The organism is Pseudonocardia endophytica, from assembly GCF_004339565.1.
GTDB classification, from domain to species: Bacteria; Actinomycetota; Actinomycetes; order Mycobacteriales; family Pseudonocardiaceae; genus Pseudonocardia; species Pseudonocardia endophytica.
Genome location: NZ_SMFZ01000001.1, coordinates 1,955,712 through 1,973,984, shown reverse-complemented (window position 1 = coordinate 1,973,984; position 18,273 = coordinate 1,955,712). Strand labels below are relative to the sequence as shown.

Here is an 18,273-nt window from a genome sequence, read left to right as displayed (position 1 = left end):
CAACAGAGAGGACGACGATGACCCGGATCCGGACCACCCACGTGGGGAGCCTCGTGCGCACCCCCGAGCTGACCGAGCTGATGCGCGCGCGTGAGCACGGCGAACCGGTCGACCCGGCGCGCCACGCCGAGGTGCTCGGCGCGGCCGTCGCGGACGTCGTGCGGCGACAGGTCGAGATCGGCATCGACGTCGTCAGCGACGGCGAGTACGGCAAGTCCGACAGCTGGTCGCGCTACGTGCGGGAGCGGCTCGGCGGGTTCACCACGACCGAGGAGACCGGGAAGACCGACGGGCGCTCGAACGTCCCGCCCGGCACCGACAAGCACCTGTTCGGCGAGTTCTACGACGAGTACGAGGCCGGCCAGGGGTTCGTCGGCGGCGGTGGCGAGTGGCGGGCCACCGGGCCGATCCACTACACCGGCGCCGAGGCGGTCGGCAGGGACATTGCGAACCTGACTGCGGCGCTGTCCGGTGTGGATGGACAGGCGGAGGGGTTCCTGCCGGTCGTCGCGCCGGCCAGCGCGGTGCCGAGGCCGACGCACGACCACTACCCGTCGGACGAGGAGCTGCTGTTCGCGGTCGCCGACGCGCTCAACCAGGAGTACCGCGCGGTGATCGACGCCGGGTTGACGGTGCAGATCGACGACGCCCACTTCACGATCGCCTACGACACGATGCGTGGTGACCTCGCCGCCTACCGGCCGTGGGCCGAGCTGCGTACGGAGGCGCTGGTCCGGGCGCTGGACGGCATCCCGCCGGAGCGTTCGCGCTACCACATCTGCTGGGGGAGCTGGAACGCTCCGCACGTCGGTGACGTGCCGCTGCGGGACATCGTGGACCTGGTGCTGCGCGTCCCGGTCGGCACGTACTCGCTGGAGCAGGCGAACCCGCGCCACGAGCACGAGTGGCGGATCTGGGCCGACGTCGAGCTCCCGGAGGGCAAGACCCTGATGCCGGGTCTGGTCAGCCACGCCACGAACGTCGTGGAGCACCCCGACCTGGTCGCGGACCGGATCGTGCGGCTCGCCGAGCTGGTCGGTCCGGAGCGGGTGATCGCCAGCAGCGACTGCGGGTTCGCGCAGGGTCCGCTCGTGCGGCGGGTGCACCCGTCCGTGCAGTGGGCGAAGCTGGAGTCCCTCGTGGAGGGTGCGCGGCGGGCGGGGGAGCGGATCTGATCCTCAGGGGAGGATCACGACCTTTCCGGTGGCGTGTCCACTCTCGACGAGTGCGAGCGCCTCGCCCGCCTCCTCGAGCGGGCGGACCTCGGTCACCAGCGGGTCGAGCTCCCCGGCGGCGACGAGGCGGGCGAGCTCGGAGAGGACGGCGGTGCTGCGGTCGCGCACGACCTCGCTCCCGCCGAGCTCGCGCGCCAGATCCTTGTCCGACACCGAGTACAGCCGCGCCGACGGGACGAGCGGTGCGATCGTGCGCAGCGCGTCCCCGCCGACGAGGTCCAACGCGCCGTCGACGCCGTCCGGAGCGGCGGCGCGGATCCGGTCGACGACACCGTCCCCGTACGCGACGGGTACCGCTCCGAGCCGGCTGAGCAGGTCGTGCTTCGCCGGGCTCGCGGTGCCGACGACGGTCAGCCCGCGCAGCGCGGCGAGCTGTACCAGCGGCAGCCCGACGCCGCCGCCCGCACCGTTCACGAGCAGCGTGCTGCCCGGGGCCAGGCTCAGGTGCTCCAGCGTGTCGTACGCGGTCCCGGCCGCGACCGGCAGCACGGCCGCCTGCTCCGGGGACACGCCGTCCGGACGGTGTGCCGCGAACGACGCCGTGACCCGCGCCGTCGGAGCCCACCCGCCGAGCATGCCGGGGCAGCCGCCGAACACCTCGTCGCCGACGGCGAAGCCGCTCACGCCCTCACCGAGCGCGACGACGGTGCCCGCCACCTCGCGACCGAGCACGGCCGGCCCGTCGACGCCGTAGGAGCCCTCGCGCACCCGCCAGTCGCCGGGGTTCACGCCGGACGCGCGCACGCGGACGAGCAGCTCACCGGGCCCCGCAGCCGGCTCCGGCACGTCGAGATGAGCCTGCTGTTCCGGACCACCGACCCGGAGGAACCCGTAACCCCGCACGCCGCCCGACGCTACCCCCGGTCCCCGCCCGCCGCCTCGCTCCGCCCCAGCCCCAGCCCCCCGCCTCGCCCCGCCCCACCGCCCCCACTCCGAACGAGCGGCACCTTCGAGCAATGACATTGCTCGAAGGTGCCGTTCGTTCGCGTCGGGCGGGTAGCGGGTTCCGAACGAGCGGCACCCTCGAGCAGTGTCGTTGCCCGAACGGCCCGTTCGTTCGGGATGGGCCGGCTGTGGGGGTATCCGTGCCGGCGTTCGCGTCGACGGTTCGGTCGGGCGAATCGGGCGAAACGTGTCCAGGGAACGGATCGGCTTCCCGTCGACGGTGAGCCGTCGTGGGTGACCCGACGCCGGGAGGTCTGCTCGGTGAGGTGCTGTGACGTGCGCAGAAGAGGCCTGGTGCGGACACGGAGGTGTGGCTCCACCCGCTACGGCATGCTGATCTTCCCCACCTGGCGCATGATCGAACCGTGACCGAGACGACTCTGCCGGACGGCGTCGGATGGACCTCGCTTCTCACCGCGTACGCCCGGGCCCAGGAGCAGGACCGGCCGGACGCGACGTTTCCCGACCCGTGGGCGTCGCTCCTCGTCCGTGCCGCGCTCGCCGCGCCCGACGACCGGCTGCCCCGGCTCGGTCCGGCGCGCGACGACGGCGGCTCGGTGCTGTGGGACATGTTCGTCGCCTACTTCGGCGCCGGCCGCACCCCGTTCTTCGACGACCAGGTGCGGGCCGGGCTGGACGCCGGCGCCGAGCAGGTGGTCGTGCTCGCGTCCGGTATGGACGGACGGGTGGTGCGCCTGGACGTCCCGGACGGGGTCCGGGTGTTCGAGGTGGACACGCAGCCGGTGCACGCGTTCAAGGACTCCGTGCTCGCGGCCGCGGACGCCGACGTCGACCGGCGGGTCCCCGTCGTCGCCGACCTGCGGGAGGACTGGCGGGCGGCGCTCGTCGAAGCCGGGTTCCGTCCGGGGCGCCCGACGGTGTGGACGGTCGAGGGGCTGCTGATGTACCTCCCGCCGGACGCGGCCGACCGGTTGCTGCGCGACGCCGTCGAGATCAGCGGCCCCGGCAGCAGGTTCGCCGTCGAGTACTTCCGCCGGATCCCCGAGCCGGACAGCATCCCGCTGGCCGACGAGGGGGAGCGGCACGCCATCCGGACCATCCTCGGCCTGTTCGAGGCCGGGCCGGAGGGCGACCCGGCGTCGTTCCTCGGTCGCGCGGGCATCCGCGCGGAGACCGTGACCGAGGTGCCGGACGAGCTCCGCAGGCACGGCCGCCCGGTGCCCGAGGTGATCGACGTCGACCACACACCCGACCCGATACGGATCTGGCTGGCGGCCGGCGTGTCCTGATCGGACGGATCAGCGGTACGGGTGCAGCTCCAGCCCGGCCGAGCCCCAGTCGTCGACGACGAGGACGGCGCCGCCCTCGGAGTCGCAGATCGTCATCTTCCCGGCGGCGTCGAGCACGACGTTCGTGTACTTCGGGTTGTCGCCCGGGACGTACTGGTCGAGCTTCTCGCCGGTCACCGACCACGTCTGGATCGCGCCCGGATCGGAGCCGAGGTCGATCGCGCAGACGATCAGGTTGCCGTCGGTGTCGAACGTGAAGCCGTCCGGGTGCCCGGAGTCCATCTGCACGACGGTCTGCTCGTCGACGAGCTTCCCGTCCTCGATCCGGTAGGCGAGGATGCGCGAGTCGTACGTGGACGCGACGTAGAGGCGGTCGTCGGTGCCGAAACCGATGCCGTTCGGGAAGTACGTCGTCGAGGTGAGCAGCTCGGCCTCGCACGTGTCGACGTCGATCCGCCACAGCCGCCCGTCGGCGCCGCGCGGAGCGCGCGTCGGGTCGGTGACGTAGAGCATCCCGTCCGGGCCGAAGCACAGGTCGTTCGGCGCGATCGGGTCGCGGTGCACCCAGTCGAACGAGCCGTCCGGGCGCACGACCTGCACGCCGCCGATCGAGTCCCTGCCCCACTTCGGTCCGGTGGTCGACCAGCGCGCGCCGTTCTGCGCGACGTAGATCGACCCGTCGGCGGCGAGCGTCGCACCGTTCGCCCCACCGCCGAGGTCGGCGGCCACCTCGGCGCCGGTGTCGGTCAGCCTGTAGAGCCGGCCGTGGCTGATCGACGTGAAGTACGTGTCGCCGCCCGGCGTGTACAGCGGGCCCTCGGAGAAGCCCACATCGGTCGCGACGACGCGGGGTGCGGGTCGGGTGGTCATGGAACCAGCTCCTCGTGGTGCGGGGGATCGGCACGGCGCACGTGCGAACGGTCGAGGTCGGCGACGTCGCGGACGCCGAGCAGCGTCAGCGCCCGCTCGATCTCGTCGCGCAGGATTCCCAGGACGTCGACGACGCCCCGCTCCCCGCCGACGGCCAGCCCGTAGACGTACGGCCGTCCGACGAGGACGGCCCTGGCGCCGAGCGCGAGGGCGGTGACGACGTCCGTGCCGCGCCGCACGCCACCGTCGAGGATCACCTCGGCCCGATGCCCGACGGCGTCGGCGATCCCTGGCAGGACGGCGATCGTCGGTGGGACGTGGTCGAGCTGGCGACCACCGTGGTTCGAGACGACGACGCCGTCGCAGCCCAGGTCGACCGCGCGCGTCGCGTCGTCGGCACGCAGCACGCCCTTGAGGTACAGCCGCCCGCGCCACTGCTCGCGCATCCAGGCCAGGTCGTCCCAGTCCAGCCGGGACTGCATCAGCTCCCGCTCGGCGATCTCGACGGACTCCACGGCCTCGCGCACGCCACCGCCCGTTCCGACGTTCGCGCCGGCGACGCGCTGGTGGCGGAGCATGTCGTAGGTCCATCGCGGGTGGCGGGCGAAGTTCAGCGCGCGCCGCGGCGTCAGAGCGGGCGGGATGCCCATGCCGAGCTTGCGCTCGCCCTCGCGGTTGCCCTTCACCGGCACGTCGACGGTCACGAACAGCGTCCGGTACCCGGCGGACCATGCGCGGCGCATCAGGTCCGCGGCGACGCCGCCGGTACCGGGGTAGAGCTGGAACACGTGCTCGCGTGACGCCGCGCCGGCGACCTCCTCGAGCGACCACGACGACGTCGTGGACAGCGCGTAGCGCGTGCCGGCCCGTTCGGCGGCGCGGACGGCGTCCAGGTCGCCGCTCCACCGGGTCAGCCCGGTGAACCCGGTGGGCGCCAGCATCACGGGCATCGACAGCTCCAGCCCGGCCGCCGTGGTGCCGAGGCGGTGCACGTCGTGTCCGGTGAGGACGGACGGGCGCAACCACCAGCCGTCGAACGCGCTGCGGTTGAGTCCCAGCGTGTGCCGGTCGTCCGCTCCGCCGTCCACATAGGTCCACACCATGGAGGGGAGCCGTCGCCGCGCGGCCCGCCGGTAGTCCTCGACGGTGATCAGCCGCTCCGGGGCGCGCCAGTGCAGGTCGAATCCGAACGCGTGCATCAGTTCCCGTGCTCCTGGTCGAACGCCGCGCCGATCCGGGCGACCATGTCCTCGTCGTGCGCGTCCGCGGTCTCGCGGGACGCGGCCAGTACCTCGGCCACCTCGAGCGCGTGCCGGCGGGGCACCACGGCGACCCCGTCGGCGTCGCCGACGACCACGTCCCCCGGCTCCACGACGACGCCGCCGCAGGCCACCGGCACGCAGACCTCGCCGGCGTCGCGCTTGGCGGGGGAGAACGGGCTCCGGCCCCGGCCGAACAGGGGAAAGCTGCGGGCCGCGACGTCGTCGATGTCCCGCCACGCGCCGTCGATCACCAACCCGGACAGCCCGTTCGCGACGGCGGGCAGCAACGCCTTCTCGCCGCCGCCGCAGCCTGCGGTGTACCCGCGCCAGTCCACGACGAGCACGGAGCCGGGGAACGCGCGGGCGAGCCCGCCGTAGACGGCCCAGTTGTCGCCGGGTGGGGCCTTCACCGTGATCGCGACGCCGGCCAGCGGCGGCATCGACGGGTGCAGGGGACCGATCGCCGGGTCCATCGTCCACAGGCGACCGACCTGGTCGCTGACCGCGCACGAGTTGCTCGCGCGGTACGCGGAGAGCACGTCGTCGGGGAGGGGATCGGGGGCGTCGAGGACGCGCGGCGCGACGATCGCACGGTGTCCCAGCTGCGGCATCGGTCCTCCGGGAGCGGTCGCATTCCTCGCCGTCGAGGCATGGCGTGTCCGTCGTCGACAACATAACATGTTCTTTGTCCGCCGCCAGTGTCGTGACGACGCCGGCGCACCGACGCGCCAGGAGGACCTCCGATGACCACGCTCGCGAGCCCGCCCGCCACGGGGGAGACCGGAACGGCCGACCGGATCCCGGTCGTCGACGTCGACGTGCACCCGACCGTCGCGGTCACCGACGACGCGATCCGGGAACGCCTGTCCTCTCGCTGGCGTGACCACCTGGACCTGATCGGGCTGCGCGACGTCTCGACGGAGTCGCGGATCGTGCCGCAGCGCAGGTTCACCCACCGGCTGGACGCGATCGACCCGAGCGGCCGGCCCGGGGTGCTCCCGGACTTCACGCGCGCGCAGCTGATCGACGAGTTCGACATGAGCGGCGTCGTGCTCGGCGACGCGGCGGCGCTGATGCTCTCCAAGGGCAACACGAACTTCCCTCACCAGTTCGGCGTCGAGCTGACCAGGGCGTTCAACGACCAGCACCGCGACGTGTGGCTGGCCGACGACCCCCGTTTCTACGCGTCGATCAACGTCCTCACCGAGGACCCGGCCGAGGCCGTCCGCGAGATCACCCGGTGCAAGGAGGGACCGCGCGGCGAGAGGTTCGTCCAGGTCCTGATCGAGCCGCGGACGGAGCAGGCGATCGGGCACCCGCGGTACTGGCCGCTGCTCGAGGCGTGCGAGCACTACGGCCTGCCGCTCGGGTTCCACACGTCACCGGGCCGCCGGATGACCGCCTGCGGCACGCCGAACTTCTACTTCGAGTGGCACACCGGCTTCCCGCTGCGGAACTACACGCTCTCGTCGAGCCTGATCTTCGAGGGCGCCTTCGACCGGTTCCCGGGGCTGAGGATCGCGTTGATCGAGCAGGCCTGGTCCTGGGCGCCGCCGTTCTCGTGGCGGCTCGACCGCAGCTGGGAGATGCTCCGCGACGAGGTGCCCGACCTGCAACGACGCCCGTCGGAGTACCTCGCGGAGCACTTCTGGTTCGCCACCCAGCCGATGGAGGAGCCGGAGGACGCGGCGGAGTTCGAGTCGCTGCTCGGCATGTTCCACGACGTGATCGGCCCGGACCACCTGATGTTCTCGTCGGACTACCCGCACTGGGACTCGGACTCGCCGTACGAGTCGGTGCCGTCCTACCTGCCCGAGGACGTTCGGCGGAAGATCCTGGGCGAGAACGCGAGCACCCTCTACGGCATCCCGCTGCTGGCCGGGACGGGAGTGCGCGCCGCCTGACCGAGTACCGTGAGCGCCGAGATGACCATCGACTCCGCTCTCGACGCCGGGTACGGCCGGGCAGGCGACCGGGTCACGGCGGCCCTGCGCGAGATGATCGCGAACGGCCAGCTGCAGCCCGGCGAGCACCTGCGCCAGGACGAGCTGGCCATGCGGCTGGGCAGCACCCGCGTCCCGGTGCGCGAGGCGTTCAAGACCCTCGCCGCGGAGGGCGTGCTGCGCCACCGCCGCAACCACGGCCACTACGTCGCGAAGCTGACCAGCACCGAGCTGTCCGAGATCTGCTGGCTGCGCGACGCGTGCGAGAACCGCCTGGCCGCGACGGGCCGCTGGCCGTCGGACACCGAGCTCGACGACCTGCGCGGGCGCAACGAGGCCATGCTCGCGCTCCTCGGGCGGACGGCCTACGAGATCGTCCTGGCCGACCGGGCGTTCCACGAGGGCTTCTGGGAGCTCTCGCCGATGCGGATCGTGGCCGCGGAGTGCGCCAGGATGTGGGCGTTGATCCAGCCGTACCGGTCCATCATGGACTACGGCGTCACGGTCGTGACCCGCATGCACGGCGAGCACACCGAGATCGTCGACGCGCTCGCGCGCCGGGACCGGGACCGCTACTGCCGTGCCGTCGAGGCCCACCAGCGTCACATCTACGCCGTGATCGACGAGCTCGCGGCCGCCGAGGAGGCCCCCCGACCGGGCTGAACGGAGCTTTCGGTTCCCTCTGCGCGGGCAAAGCCCCGTTCAGCGCCGTGAAGGCAGCCGCGGAGCTACCCGAAGCGCTCCTGCAGCGAACGGATGGCGGCCTCGTAGATGTCCTTCGAGAACACCTGGTTCAGCTGTTCCTCGGCGCCGGCGTCCGCGTCGTACTCCGACCACCACTCGACGAACGACTCGCCGGTCATGGTCAGTGGCGCGACCCGCACCGTGGACACGTAGCGACGGACCCCGAACGGGTTGTCGCCGACGATGCGGTAGGTCAACGTCATGGCGTCGTGGTCCAGGGCGAGCAGCTCCTCGGAGAGCTCCCCGCCGTCGCCGAGCGTGAGGTGCCGGACGGCGCCGGGCGCGCCCTCCGACCCGGTGGTGAGCCGGCTGTTCGCGATCGCGGGCATCCAGTCGGAGAGGCCGTTGAACTCGCGCAGCACGCCCCAGACGGACTCGGGCGGGGCAGGGACGACACCGCTGGTGTACGGACGGGGCATCGGCGCTCCTCGGATCGTGGGACAGGGTGACCACACCCTGGCACGTGCTCTCTACAACCGGTACCAGCGCCTCGCCGTCTCGGACATCACGTTGGCGCGCATGCCGTCGTCCAGTCCGGACAGGAAGCCGGCGATGTCGTCGTCGTGGCGGTGCGGGTAGTCCGTGCCGAACATGAGCAGGTCGTCGGTGCCGAGCCACTCGACGATCTTCGCCATGTGCTCGGGCGGGCCGGCGTCGATCGGGGCGGTGGTGAAGCGGAAGTGCTCGCGCACGAGGTCCATCGGCGGGCGGTCCACCCACGGGATCTCGCGCCGCAGGCCCTTCCACTCCTTGTTCATCCGCCAGCCCCACGTCGGGATCCACGTGAAACCGCAGTCCAGCATGGACACCCGCAGCGACGGGAACCTGCGGACGACCCCCTCGGCGATCATCGAGATCATCTGCGCGGCGTAGACCTGCGTCTCGGCCGCGTACTCCTCGACGTACCAGGACGGGAACCCGCTGGTCGACGGCGCGCCGTCGGGGGTGCCACCCCAGTGCAGCCCGAGCACGAGATCGTGCCGGGTGACCGCCTCGTAGAGCGGCCACCACGCGCGCTGCCCGTAGAGCTGCTCGGACCGCACCGGCAGCACGACCTGTCTGAACCGGGGGTCCGGGCCGAGCCGGTCGATCTCCTCGGCGGCCGCGCGCGGGTCACGGGCCGGTACGACGATCGAGCCGACCAGCCGCGGGTCGCGGTCCAGCCACTCCCCGGCCATCCAGTCGTTCACCGAGCGGGCCAGTGCCGTCGCCCAGTCCGGGTGGCGGAGCGAGTCGACGGCGTAGTAGCAGTTCAGGACGGCCTTCTCGACCTGCCAGGGGTCGAGGATGTGCTGTTGCAGCGCCGCAGGGTCCGACGCCGGGGGAGCGGCGCCCAGGCGCCATTCCGGCCGGGCCGTGGTCGGTGCGTTCGGCGGGTAGGCGATGTTCAGGCCGACCGGGCCGGCCCAGCCGCGCTCTTCGGCCCACTGCACCCACACCCGTTCCTGGTAGCGCTGCAACGCCTCCAGCGACGGGACGGCGGCGTGCACGTCGGCGTCGATCACCGGTCCGGACCACAGGGAGCTCCGGGTCGTGCCCTCCAGCAGGGCGGTGGTCATGAGCTGGCTCCTCGCTCGCCGTCCTGGTGCTCGTTCCGCCGGCGCTTCTCCCGCCGGCCGGTCTCCACGATGACGTAGTCCGAGTCCACGACGACGTCGAACGTCTCCGCGGTGTACGGACCCGGCACCATGTCCGCCCCGCTGCGCACCTCCACCGGGTAGCGGCGCGCCCGCACCCGCTTGGGATCGAAGTAGGACTGTCCTGTATGGACGTCGAACTCCCAGCCGTGCAGCGGGCAGGTCAGGAACTTGCGGCCGTCGTCGAGCCGCACGTCGCCGGGGCCGGAGGACTCGACCAGACCGATCACCTGCCCCTCGCACAGCGGGCCGCCCATGTGCGGGCAGCGGTGCAGGAACGCGACGTACTCACCGTCCACGTTGAACACCCCGACCTGGCGTCCCTCCACCTCGACGATCACCCGCTCGCCCGGCGGGATCTCGGCGGTGCGGGCCACGACGTGCTGCGTCACGGTTCAGACCTCTCGCAGTGCTCGCTGGTTCATGTCCGGCGCGAACCAGGCCGCGACGGCGGACAGCAGGCAGACGGCCAGCATGAACACGGCCACCCACAGGTAGTTCGGAGCGCCGCCCGCGGCCGCGAGCAGCGACGTCGCGATCAGCGGGCCGAACCCGCCGCCGATCGCGCCGGCCACCTGGTAGCCGAGCGACGCGCCGGTGTAGCGGGTGCCGGTGGAGTACAGCTCGGCCAGGAACGCGCCCATCGGGCCGTACATCATCCCGTGCGCGACGTAGGTGAACAGCATGGCGGCCAGCAGCAACGGCCACGACCCGGAGCCGAACGCGGCGAACAGCGGGAACGCGGAGATCCCGAGCAGCGCACCACCCCAGTAGTAGATCCTCCGGCGTCCGATGTGGTCGGACAGGAGGCCGAACAGCGGGAGCGCGATCAGCTCGACGACGTTCGCGATCGTCTGCGCCGTCAGCACCTCGGCCGTGGAGAACCCGACCTTCGGTCCGTAGGACGCGCCGAACGTGATGAACACCGAGCTGGCCGCGAACGGGCCGATCACGAGCAGGACGCCGACGGCGACGTTGCGCCAGTCCGACGTCAGGATCTCCACGATCGGCGGCTTCGACGGCAGCACGGCCTTCTTCGCGCGTGCCTCGGTGAACAGGGGGCTCTCGTCGACGCCGAGCCGCACCCACAGACCGACGGCGACCAGCACGACCGACGCGAGGAACGGGATCCGCCAGCCCCAGGCCAGCAGGTCCTCGCGCGGCATGAGCGACAGCAGCGCGAACGCGGCGGTGGACAGCGTCACGCCGCTCGGCACGCCCATCATCCCGACGCTGCCCCAGAGGCCGCGGCGCCGGTCGGAGAAGTGCTCGATGGCCATCAGCACGCCGCCGCCCCACTCGCCACCCGCCGCGACGCCCTGGACCACGCGGGCGAGGACGAGCAGCAGCGGGGCCCAGATGCCGATCTGCGCGTAGGTCGGCAGCACGCCGACGAGCACCGTGCCCGCACCCATCAGCACGATCGAGGCGACCAGCATCTTCTTGCGGCCGATCCGGTCGCCGTAGTGGCCGGCGATCACGCCGCCGATCGGGCGGGCGAGGAAGCCGCTGGCCAGCGTCGCGAACGCGGCGAGCTGGCCGGCCAGCCCGTCCACGGCGGGGAAGAACAGCGCCGGGAAGACGACGGCCGCGGCCGTCGCGTAGATGTAGAAGTCGAACCACTCGATGACCGTGCCGACGTAGGTCGAGGTCAGGATCCGGCGCTTCGAGTTCCGCCGGTCGCGGCCGGCGCTGCGTTCGGTCAGTGCCACGCTGCACTCCGTCCGGTGTCAGATCGCGTGGATCGCGTGGGCCGGACAGCCGGCGATCGCGCGTTTCGCCGCCGCCTCCTGGTCCGACGGGACGGTGCCGTCACCGCGCTCGGTGGCGTAGCCGTCGTCGTCGAACTCGAACAGATCGGGGGCGTGCTCGTCGCAGAGGCCGAAGCCGTCGCACAGGTCGGGATCCACAGTGATCCGCATCGGGACCTCCAGGCGTCGATGGCCGGAACGGCACAGAACATAACATGTTATCTGCGACGAGAGGCAAGGCTCGCGGCGCGGAGCGGTCGCGGACCGGTTGCCCGGCAGCCACGATGGGCGACATGGCACTGGACCTGACCCCCGTCGGCATCTGGACCGGAGCGCTGGACACCGTCCCCTCCGCTCGGGCACGCGAGCTGGCCGCCGAGATCGAGTCGCTCGGCTTCGGCGCGCTGTGGCTCCCCGAGGTCGCCGGCCGCGACCCGTTCGTCCACCTGTCGATGCTGCTGTCGTCGACCGAGCGGCTCGTCGGCGCGACCGGCATCGCGAACATCTGGGCCCGCGACGCCGTCGCCACATCGTGTGCGACGACCTCGCTCGAGGAGGCCCACCCGGACCGGGTCCTGGTCGGACTCGGCGTGAGCCACCAGCCGCTGGTGAACGACCTGCGCGGTCACGACTACGGCAAGCCGCTCACCGCGATGCGCCGCTACCTGGACGGGATCGACAACGCACCGTTCAGCGCGCAGCGGCCCTCGACGCCCGCCAAGTACGTGCTCGCCGCACTGCGCACGAAGATGCTGCAGCTCTCCGGCGAGCGGACCGAGGGCGCGCACCCGTACTTCGTCACGCCGGAGCACACGGCGAAGGCGCGCGAGACGCTCGGCGACAGGCCACTGCTCTGCCCTGAGCAGGCCGTCCTGATCGAGTCGGACCCGGACCGCGCCCGCGAGATCGGCCGCACCTACACGTCGACGTACCTGGGGCTGCCGAACTACCGCAACGCGCTGCTCGACCTCGGGTTCGACGAGTCCGAGATGGACGACGGCGGCACGGACGCCGTCGTCGACGCGCTCGTCGCGTGGGGCGACCTGGACACCATCCGCGACCGTGTCCGGCAGCACCTGGCCGCCGGCGCCGACCACGTGTGCGTGCAGGCGCTCCCGGTCGAGAAGCGCGGCCTGCCCGACGACCAGTGGCGCGAGCTGGCGCCCGCGCTGACCGGGCTGACGGCGCGCACCGGGTGAACGAGGAGCACCGCCAGCGCGGGTACTCCCTCCGTTTCGACTGGGGTCCGGCCGGGGCGGAGGCGATCGTGCCGGGGTGCGCGGTGGCGGTGGTCGTCGACGTCCTGAGCTTCACGACGACGCTGTCCGTCGCCGCGGACCGCGGTGTCACCGTGTACCCGTTCCGGTGGCGCGACGAGCGCGCCCGGCGGTTCGCCGAGGAGCACGACGCCGTGCTGGCAGCCGGCCGTAGCGAGGGCGGGATCAGCCTGTCGCCGGTCAGCGTCCGGGACGCGCCGGACCTGCGACGTCTCGTGCTCCCGTCCCCGAACGGTTCGACGATCAGTGCCGCGCTGGCGGACCGGGCGCCGGTGGTGGTCGGTGCGAGCCTGCGCAACCGCCGGGCCGTCACCGCGTGGTTGACGGCCCGGCGTGAGCGCGATCCCGGGCCGGTCGCCGTCGTCGCGTCGGGGGAGCGGTGGCCGGACGGGTCGCTCCGCCCGGCCGTCGAGGACCTGTGGGGTGCGGGTGCGCTGATCACCGCGCTCCTCGACGCCGGGTGGGACGGGGCGTCCCCGGAGGCACGTGCCGCGGCGGCCGCGTTCGCCGCGATGGGCGACCCGAACCCGGCGCTGCACGACTGTGCGGGCGGCCGGGAGCTCGCGGCCGTCGGTTTCTCGTCCGACGTGGACGTCGCGGCCGAGCTGGACGTGAGCCCGTCGGTCCCGGTGCTGTCCGGCGGCGCGTTCACGGCCCGGGCCCGCAGCGCACGAGTGATCGACACCGGTTGACATGGCACTCACGGCTGCCCAGACCATGATCGAACAGCCGTACGTGCCATGTCAGCCGGATCCCGGGCTGCCGGAGCGGCGGTGGGCCCGTACGAGCCGAGCCGGTCTGTGGTCAGGACGCCGTGAGCAGCGTCGTGATCGTCCCCGACTCGCGGGACGCGACGTAGGCCCGCGTCCCGTCCGGCGACAGCGCGATCATCGACGCCCCGCGGGCCACCGGTACCGAGCCGGTCACCCCGTGCGTCGCCGAGTCGATCGTCACGACGCGGCTGCCCTGGTTGTCCACGACGTAGCTGCGCCGTCCGTCGGGTGCGAACACGATCGACTGCGGCTTGCCACCGATCGGGATCGTGCCGGCCACCCGGTTCGTCGCGACGTCCACCCAGCTGACCGTGGCCGCGTCGAAGTTCGCGACCTGGACCTGGGCGCCGTCGCCGGACACGTCGACATCGTGCGGGGACGCGCCGGGCGCGATCGGGATGCTGGTGACGAACGTGTTGCTGCGCAGGTCGATCACGTCGACCTCACCGCTGGCGTGGGCGGTGACCCAGGCGCGCCGCTCGTCCGGCGCGATCGCCACCGAGTGCGGGTTGCGCGGCATCGGGATCTGCGCGACCGGCGCGTTGCGGTCGGTGTCGACGACCGAGACGACCGACGCGTCGTGGTGCGGCACGTAGACCCGCTTGCCGTCCGGGGAGATCGCCATGACGAACAGCCAGGTCTGGCCCGTCTTGCGGTCCTCGCGCTGACCGGTCGGGACGAGCTTGACGATCTTCTCCAGCCGCACGTCGTAGCCGGCGAGCATGAGGCGGTCGCTCGCGCGGTCGTTGTAGGAGACGTAGACGTTGCCGGTGGCGGGGGAGACGGCGACGAACCGTGGGACGCCGGGCAGCGGCACCGACCTGACCTCCCGGTTGGCCACGGTGTCGATCACGTGCAGCGCGGGCGCGGTCGGGTCGCTCGTCGTCGCGTAGGCGCGCGTGCCGTCCAGCCCGACGGCGACGGTCTCCGGCCGTCCGGGCAGGGCCAGCGTGTTCACCACGCGGGGCAGTGCCGTCGAGACCGGCGGCGCCTGACCGGGTGCGGCGGCCGCGGGCCCGCGATCCCACGTCACGGCCACCACGACGCCGGCCAGGACCAGCAGCGCGGCGACGGCGGCCACCCCGACGGTCCGGCGGCGGCGACCGGTACCGCGTCGGCCCGGCGAGCGGGAGGGCGCGGTACCGCCGGAGCCGTCCGGGAACGCGGAGCCCGGGAGCGGGTCGTCCGGGTGCGATCCGGGACGCCCGGCACCGGGTCGGCCGGGTGCCGGGCGTCCGGGGACCGGCCCGGCAACGCCACCAGGGCCGTGACCGGCGGGAACCCGGTCGCCGGATACGGGGCCCGCTACGGAGGACCCACCGGGCAGCACCGGATCGCCGGATCTGGGGCTTGCGCCGGTGGACCCACCGGACGGAACCGGCTCGTCGGGGACCGGGAGCCGGCTGGTCGGCGCCGGAGCACCGGACGCCCGGGCAGGGCCGACCACGCCGTCCGAACCGGGCGCAGGGCCGGACCGACCCGCGTCGGCCCGCCACGTCACCGCTGCCGCCCTGGCCTGCCGCGCGAACTCGACGGCCGTCGACGTCCGCTCCGCCGGGTCCTTCGCCATCGCCTCGCGCACGACGTCGTCGAAGCGCGTCCCGAGGTGCGGCGCACGTTCGGAGACGAGCGGCGGCTGCTCCCACAGGTGCGCGGACAGCACGGCCGGGAGGTCCCGTCCCGGGTACGGCACGGAGCCGGTCAGGCAGCGGAACAGCACGCACGCCAGCGCGTAGACGTCCGAGCGCGCTTCGGACTCGTTACGGCACTGCTCGGGCGCCACGTAGTCGGCCGTCCCGACGATCATGCCGCGGGTCAGGCCCGTCGAGCTCGGACCGGTGCTGCGGGTGATCCCGAAGTCGGCGAGGTAGGCGAAGTCCTCGCCGTCGTGCCCCGTCGTGACCAGCACGTTCGACGGCTTGACGTCCCGGTGGACCAGGCCGTCGGAGTGCGCGGCGGACAGCGCACCGGCCACCTGCCCGACGAGCGCGACGGCCCGGTCCGGCGGAAGCGGGCCCTCGCGGGCGAGCATCTGCTCCAGGTCGACCCCCTCGACGAGGCGCATGTCCAGGTAGAGCCGCCCGTCGATCTCGCCGTAGCGGTGGATCGGGACGACGTGCGGGTCGCGCAGCCGCGCGGCCAGCATCGCCTCGCGACGGAAGCGGGCGCGGTACTGGGGGTCGTCGGCGTGCTCGGGCGAGAGCACCTTGAGCGCGACGACGCGCGTCGACTCGCGGTCGTAGGCCTCGTAGACCTCGCCCGCCCCGCCGCGTCCGATCAGCTCCCGGAGCTCGTACGGCCCGAACTCCCCGAGATCCCCCATCGCGCTCCCCCGCGTCACCCCTCACGGGACTGTAGGGGCTCGCGGCCGGGAGGGGTCCCGAACGGGTCAGGAACCGGCGATCGCGGCCACCTTCTCCAACGCGGCGACCGCCGACTCGTGCAACCGCTGCCCGACGGCGGGGTCGGCCTGCCCGGCCATCGCGCGCGCGTGCGTGCCCTCGATGACGATCGCGAACTTCAGCCCGGCGAGCACCGTGTACCAGTCGACGGCGGACAGGTCGCGGTCGCTGACCGTCCCGTAGTGCGCGACGAGCTCGTCGGGATCCGGCAGGTCCCCGAGCGCGGCCAGCGCCGCACCGGTCGGCGGCTCGGCGCCGGGCGACGGCCACGTCACCAGCAGCCAGCCCAGGTCCAGCAGCGGGTCGCCGATCGTGGTCATCTCCCAGTCCACGACGGCGGCGACGCCCGGTGAGTCCCGCGAGAGCAGCACGTTGTTCAGGTGGTAGTCGCCGTGCACGATGCCCGGCGGCGCGTCCGGCGGGCGGTGTTCCTCCAGCCACCGCGCCAGCGCGTCGACGTGCGGGAGCAGACCGCCGGGGTAGCCGGGGATGTCCTCATAGGACGTGAGGTGCTTCGTCCACCGTGGCACCTGGCGCTCCAGGAAGCCCTCCGGGCGCCCGACGCCGGTCAGCCCGACGGCCTCGTGGTCCACCGACGCGAGCCGGGCCAGCGCCGCGGCCGTGTCCAGCCCGGCGGCGTGCCGCGCGGCCGCGTCCGAGCGGTACGGCTCGCCGACCTCGACGCCGGGGTTGTCGCCGTCGACGGCCTCCATCAGGTAGAACACGACGCCGCCGAGGACGTCGGTGTCCGTGCAGCCCGCGACGTACCCCGGGTGCGGGACGTCCGACCCGGCCAGCGCGGACAGCATCCGCATCTCCCGGAGGAGCGCGTCGTTGCTGCTCGCCCGCGGGTGCTCCGGCGGCCTGCGCAGCACCAGGTCCCGTCCGTCCCACCGCAGCCGCAGCACGACGTTCTGGGTGCCGCCGCCGATCCGTGACACGTCGGTGATCGGGCCCTCGAGACCGGCGTCGGAGCCCCACCGTCGTACCGCCGCCAGGTCCACCACGTCCGGGGACAGCCAGTCCGGTTGCACCCGGGCACGGTAGCCGCCGCTCCGGCGTCCGGGCGCGACCCGGGCGCCCGGGTGTGGAGGAGTCCACAACGCCCGCGCGACGACGGGGGTGACGTGCGGCTCGACCCTCCCCACGCTGTCCGGCATGACAGTGCCGTCGACGACGCCGGCCTTCGGGCTCTGGTACGACTTCCGCAACCCCGACCCGGACCGCCCGTTCGGCCGGTTCTACAGCGACGCGCTCGACCAGATCGCCTGGGCCGAACAGCGCGGCCTGGACTCGGTGTGGCTCACCGAGCACCACTTCTGCGACGACGGCTACAGCCCCTCGCCGTTCGTGCTCGGTGCCGCGATCGCGACCAGGACGTCGCGGATGCGGGTCGGCACGAACCTGATCGTCTCCCCGCTGCACGACCCGGTCCGGCTCGCCGAGGACGCCGCGACGCTCTCGCTGCTGTCCGGCGGACGGTTCGATCTCGGTGTCGGACAGGGCTACTGGGAGCGCGAGTTCGAGGCGTTCGGGAGGAACATCAGGAACCGGCCGAGCCTGCTCGAGGAGGGCGTCGAGGTCATCCGCCGCGCATGGGCCGGCTCCGCCGACGGCTTCGACGGCAAGCGCTACTCGCTGCCCGCCCTCCCGGTCACGCCGCAGCCGGAGCAGACGCCCCAGCTGCTCGTCGGGGCGTTGGCCGACCCGGCGATCGAGCGTGCCGCCCGGATCGCCGACGGCTTCCTGTCCACCCAGAACCCGCACCAGGCGTCGTACCTCGCCGCGCTGGAGCGCCTCGGCAAGGACCCGGCCGAGGGCCGGATCTACGCCGGGCAGTGGACCGTGATCGCCGAGGACCCCGAGGAGGTCTGGTCGCGGATCGGCACGCACGCGCTCTACCAGCTGAACAACTACATCTCCTGGGGCGCGTTCGGTCCCGGCGTCCCGCAGTTCACCGACCCGTCGCAGATCGTCGAGGCCGGCGCGTTCACGCTGATGGACGCCGGCACGGCCGTGCCGTTCCTGACCGACCTGCTCCGGACCACGCCGCAGATCAAGGACGTGCACTTCTGGGCGATGCTGCCGGGCGAGTCGGTGGACAGCGGGTCGGAGCGGATCGCCTACCTCGCGGACAAGGTCGTCCCGGCGGTGAAGGACGCCCCGCAATGACAGAGGCCCTGA

At 72.8% G+C, this 18,273-nt stretch carries 18 protein-coding genes; 7 read left to right on the top strand and 11 right to left on the bottom strand.

What is annotated here, in order from left to right; genetic code table 11:
* The first annotated feature begins 17 nt into the window (after positions 1-17).
* Positions 18-1,175: a cobalamin-independent methionine synthase II family protein gene (locus EV378_RS08815; protein ID WP_132422532.1), complete on the top strand. Its 1,158-nt coding sequence runs from the start codon at positions 18-20 to the stop codon at positions 1,173-1,175.
* A gap of 3 nt (positions 1,176-1,178) precedes the next feature.
* Here the strand turns inward: EV378_RS08815 and EV378_RS08810 are convergent, their stop codons facing one another.
* Positions 1,179-2,078, bottom strand: coding sequence for an NADP-dependent oxidoreductase (locus tag EV378_RS08810; protein ID WP_132422530.1), 900 nt, complete (start codon positions 2,076-2,078; stop codon positions 1,179-1,181).
* Between the two features lie 467 nt (positions 2,079-2,545).
* Here EV378_RS08810 and EV378_RS08805 point away from each other — a divergent pair, with 467 nt between their 5' ends.
* Positions 2,546-3,430, top strand: a complete 885-nt coding sequence (locus EV378_RS08805) for an SAM-dependent methyltransferase (RefSeq protein ID WP_165922200.1) — start codon at positions 2,546-2,548, stop codon at positions 3,428-3,430.
* Positions 3,431-3,439: 9 nt separating this feature from the next.
* On the opposite strand, the gene EV378_RS08800 is transcribed toward EV378_RS08805, so the two are convergent.
* From EV378_RS08800 to EV378_RS08790, 3 genes are read right to left on the bottom strand one after another with little or no spacing between them, the layout of a single operon-like run.
* Positions 3,440-4,300, bottom strand: a complete 861-nt coding sequence (locus EV378_RS08800) for an SMP-30/gluconolactonase/LRE family protein (protein ID WP_132422526.1) — start codon at positions 4,298-4,300, stop codon at positions 3,440-3,442.
* Positions 4,297-5,499 carry an alpha-hydroxy acid oxidase gene (locus tag EV378_RS08795; RefSeq protein WP_132422524.1) on the bottom strand — a complete coding sequence of 401 codons (1,203 nt, stop codon included), beginning with the start codon at positions 5,497-5,499 and terminating at the stop codon, positions 4,297-4,299. Before EV378_RS08795 ends, EV378_RS08800 begins: the two co-directional genes overlap by 4 nt.
* Entirely contained in the window at positions 5,499-6,173 is a 675-nt protein-coding gene (locus tag EV378_RS08790; protein WP_165922199.1) for an RraA family protein, read from the bottom strand. Before EV378_RS08790 ends, EV378_RS08795 begins: the two co-directional genes overlap by 1 nt.
* Before the next feature lie 132 nt (positions 6,174-6,305).
* On the opposite strand from EV378_RS08790, the gene EV378_RS08785 reads away from it, so the two are divergent.
* Together EV378_RS08785 and EV378_RS08780 are read left to right on the top strand one after the other, a co-directional pair.
* Complete coding sequence (locus EV378_RS08785; RefSeq protein WP_132422520.1) at positions 6,306-7,466, top strand: amidohydrolase family protein; 1,161 nt, start codon at positions 6,306-6,308, stop codon at positions 7,464-7,466.
* Positions 7,467-7,487: 21 nt separating this feature from the next.
* A complete protein-coding gene (locus tag EV378_RS08780) occupies positions 7,488-8,168 on the top strand; it encodes a GntR family transcriptional regulator (RefSeq protein WP_165922198.1) in 681 nt (226 codons plus the stop codon).
* 65 nt (positions 8,169-8,233) lie between these two features.
* Here EV378_RS08780 and EV378_RS08775 read toward each other — a convergent pair whose 3' ends face one another.
* From EV378_RS08775 to EV378_RS08755, 5 genes are read right to left on the bottom strand one after another with little or no spacing between them, the layout of a single operon-like run.
* Entirely contained in the window at positions 8,234-8,668 is a 435-nt protein-coding gene (locus EV378_RS08775; RefSeq protein ID WP_132422516.1) for an SRPBCC family protein, read from the bottom strand.
* Between the two features lie 51 nt (positions 8,669-8,719).
* Complete coding sequence (locus EV378_RS08770) at positions 8,720-9,808, bottom strand: amidohydrolase family protein (RefSeq protein WP_132422514.1); 1,089 nt, start codon at positions 9,806-9,808, stop codon at positions 8,720-8,722.
* The gene (locus tag EV378_RS08765) at positions 9,805-10,278 is read right to left on the bottom strand and encodes a Rieske (2Fe-2S) protein (protein WP_132422512.1); all 474 of its coding nucleotides are present in this window, start codon (positions 10,276-10,278) and stop codon (positions 9,805-9,807) included. The genes EV378_RS08770 and EV378_RS08765 overlap by 4 nt, the downstream gene beginning before the upstream one ends.
* A gap of 3 nt (positions 10,279-10,281) precedes the next feature.
* Complete coding sequence (locus tag EV378_RS08760; RefSeq protein ID WP_132422510.1) at positions 10,282-11,598, bottom strand: MFS transporter; 1,317 nt, start codon at positions 11,596-11,598, stop codon at positions 10,282-10,284.
* Between the two features lie 18 nt (positions 11,599-11,616).
* Positions 11,617-11,808: a ferredoxin gene (locus tag EV378_RS08755; protein WP_132422508.1), complete on the bottom strand. Its 192-nt coding sequence runs from the start codon at positions 11,806-11,808 to the stop codon at positions 11,617-11,619.
* A 122-nt stretch (positions 11,809-11,930) separates the two neighbouring features.
* Between EV378_RS08755 and EV378_RS08750 the strand changes: the two genes are divergently transcribed.
* Together EV378_RS08750 and EV378_RS08745 are read left to right on the top strand one after the other, a co-directional pair.
* Positions 11,931-12,836, top strand: coding sequence for an LLM class F420-dependent oxidoreductase (locus EV378_RS08750; protein WP_207908617.1), 906 nt, complete (start codon positions 11,931-11,933; stop codon positions 12,834-12,836).
* Positions 12,833-13,606, top strand: a complete 774-nt coding sequence (locus EV378_RS08745) for a 2-phosphosulfolactate phosphatase (RefSeq protein WP_132422504.1) — start codon at positions 12,833-12,835, stop codon at positions 13,604-13,606. The genes EV378_RS08750 and EV378_RS08745 overlap by 4 nt, the downstream gene beginning before the upstream one ends.
* Before the next feature lie 112 nt (positions 13,607-13,718).
* Here EV378_RS08745 and EV378_RS08740 read toward each other — a convergent pair whose 3' ends face one another.
* The gene (locus EV378_RS08740; RefSeq protein ID WP_132422502.1) at positions 13,719-16,010 is read right to left on the bottom strand and encodes a serine/threonine-protein kinase; all 2,292 of its coding nucleotides are present in this window, start codon (positions 16,008-16,010) and stop codon (positions 13,719-13,721) included.
* Positions 16,011-16,076: 66 nt separating this feature from the next.
* Positions 16,077-17,123, bottom strand: coding sequence for a phosphotransferase family protein (locus tag EV378_RS08735; protein ID WP_243653352.1), 1,047 nt, complete (start codon positions 17,121-17,123; stop codon positions 16,077-16,079).
* Between the two features lie 124 nt (positions 17,124-17,247).
* Here EV378_RS08735 and EV378_RS08730 point away from each other — a divergent pair, with 124 nt between their 5' ends.
* Positions 17,248-18,261 carry an LLM class flavin-dependent oxidoreductase gene (locus EV378_RS08730; protein ID WP_132422499.1) on the top strand — a complete coding sequence of 338 codons (1,014 nt, stop codon included), beginning with the start codon at positions 17,248-17,250 and terminating at the stop codon, positions 18,259-18,261.
* Positions 18,262-18,273: the final 12 nt, after the last annotated feature.

Excerpts from the sequence above, each read along its gene's own strand:
- EV378_RS08755 (WP_132422508.1), bottom strand. The coding sequence starts at position 11,808 with ATGCGGATCACTGTGGATCCCGACCTGTGCGACGGCTTCGGCCTCTGC.
- EV378_RS08780 (WP_165922198.1), top strand. The coding sequence starts at position 7,488 with ATGACCATCGACTCCGCTCTCGACGCCGGGTACGGCCGGGCAGGCGAC.
- EV378_RS08740 (WP_132422502.1), bottom strand. The coding sequence starts at position 16,010 with ATGGGGGATCTCGGGGAGTTCGGGCCGTACGAGCTCCGGGAGCTGATC.
- EV378_RS08790 (WP_165922199.1), bottom strand. The coding sequence starts at position 6,173 with ATGCCGCAGCTGGGACACCGTGCGATCGTCGCGCCGCGCGTCCTCGAC.
- EV378_RS08800 (WP_132422526.1), bottom strand. The coding sequence starts at position 4,300 with ATGACCACCCGACCCGCACCCCGCGTCGTCGCGACCGATGTGGGCTTC.
- EV378_RS08795 (WP_132422524.1), bottom strand. The coding sequence starts at position 5,499 with ATGCACGCGTTCGGATTCGACCTGCACTGGCGCGCCCCGGAGCGGCTG.
- EV378_RS08775 (WP_132422516.1), bottom strand. The coding sequence starts at position 8,668 with ATGCCCCGTCCGTACACCAGCGGTGTCGTCCCTGCCCCGCCCGAGTCC.
- EV378_RS08750 (WP_207908617.1), top strand. The coding sequence starts at position 11,931 with ATGGCACTGGACCTGACCCCCGTCGGCATCTGGACCGGAGCGCTGGAC.
- EV378_RS08770 (WP_132422514.1), bottom strand. The coding sequence starts at position 9,808 with ATGACCACCGCCCTGCTGGAGGGCACGACCCGGAGCTCCCTGTGGTCC.
- EV378_RS08730 (WP_132422499.1), top strand. The coding sequence starts at position 17,248 with ATGACAGTGCCGTCGACGACGCCGGCCTTCGGGCTCTGGTACGACTTC.
- EV378_RS08785 (WP_132422520.1), top strand. The coding sequence starts at position 6,306 with ATGACCACGCTCGCGAGCCCGCCCGCCACGGGGGAGACCGGAACGGCC.
- EV378_RS08815 (WP_132422532.1), top strand. The coding sequence starts at position 18 with ATGACCCGGATCCGGACCACCCACGTGGGGAGCCTCGTGCGCACCCCC.